This is a genomic window from Micromonospora sp. CPCC 205546 (genome assembly GCF_036902715.1).
Lineage (GTDB): Bacteria > Actinomycetota > Actinomycetes > Mycobacteriales > Micromonosporaceae > Micromonospora.
Map to the genome: position 1 here is coordinate 1 of NZ_JBAKHL010000154.1, position 1394 is coordinate 1394.

General features: G+C 65.1%; 1 protein-coding gene. It reads right to left on the reverse strand.

Annotated features, from left to right (window positions below; all coding sequences use genetic code 11):
- Positions 1 to 37: 37 nt before the first annotated feature.
- Positions 38 to 1324 (reverse strand): IS256 family transposase, encoded by a 1287-nt coding sequence (locus tag V6U77_RS29770; RefSeq protein WP_334610060.1) that lies wholly within the window; start codon positions 1322 to 1324, stop codon positions 38 to 40.
- Positions 1325 to 1394: the final 70 nt, after the last annotated feature.

The window sequence follows — 1394 nt, forward strand, 5'->3', positions numbered from 1 at the left end:
GGGGCTGTCTCGCTAACGGTGTTTCCGGCGATCTTGGTTAGTAGGTTTCAGCGGCTGGGAAGCGGTCGCTGAAGGTGATGGCGAAGGCGTTCAACGCGGGTTTCCAGCGCATCGTCCATCGGGTTCTGCCTGCTCCGGTGGGGTCCAGGGACCTTGTCACCAGGTACAGACACTTCAACGCGGCCTGCTCGTTGGGGAAGTGGCCGCGGGCCTTCACGGCTCGCCGGTAGCGGGCGTTGAGCGACTCGATCGCGTTGGTGGAGCAGATAACCTTGCGGATCTCCAGGTCGTAGTCGAGGAACGGGATGAACTCGGCCCAGGCGTTGTCCCACAGGCGGATCACCGCCGGATACCGGCTGCGCCACTTGTCGGCCAGGTCGTCGAACGCCGCTCGGGCGGCGTCGGCGTTGACGGCGGTGTAGATCGGTTTGATGTCGCGCTTGATCTCGTCCCAGTACTTGCGGGAGGTCAACCGGAACGTGTTGCGGATCAGGTGGATCACGCAGGTCTGCACCACCGTCTGGGGCCACACGTTCGTGACCACATCCGGCAGGCCCTTCAACCCGTCGCAGACGAGGAAGAACACGTCCTTCACGCCGCGGTTGCGCAGGTCGGTCAGCACACTCATCCAGAACTTCGCACCCTCCCCACCCGAGCCGGCCCACAGACCGAGGATGTCCTTCTCCCCGTCGAGGGTGACCCCAATCGCGGCGTAGAACGGCCGGTTGGCGACCTGCCCGTCGCGGACCTTGACCACGATGGCGTCTATGAACACGGCCGCGTAGATCTCATCCAGGGGCCGGTGGGACCAGTCGACCATCTCCTCGATCACCTTGTCGGTGATCCGCGAGATCGTCTCCTTCGACACCGAAGCCCCGTAAATCTCCGCGAAGTGGGCTGAGATCTCGCCCGTGGTCAGGCCTTTGGCATACAGCGACAACACGACCTCGTCGACCCCCGACAACCGGCGCTGCCGCTTGCGGACGATCTGCGGCTCGAACGTGCCAGCCCGATCCCGTGGCACCTCGATCTGCACCGGACCGTTGGCGTCGGTCAGCACCGTCTTCGACCGGATCCCGTTGCGGACGTTGCCCGAACCGGCGCCGGCCTGGTCGTGTTTTTCGTAGCCGAGGTGCTCGGTCATCTCCTCGTTGAGCGCGGTCTCCAGGACCGTCTTGGTCAACTGCTTGAGCAGACCGCCCGGGCCCGTCAACGACAGGCCCTGTTCCTTGGCTGCCCGGACCAGCTCGGCGGCAGCCTTCGCCTCCGCCGACGGCTCGGGCCGCTTCCTACGTCCGGTCTGGTCGTTCAGTGTCGCGGTCATCACGGCACCCTCCTCACCAGGCACAACGCCTGGCAGGTCAGGCCGGAAACACCGTTAGGTCCACACTCCC

What these genes read in the sequence shown, in the direction of transcription:
- V6U77_RS29770 (WP_334610060.1), bottom strand. Translation starts at nt 1,324, where the DNA reads ATGACCGCGACACTGAACGACCAGACCGGACGTAGGAAGCGGCCCGAG.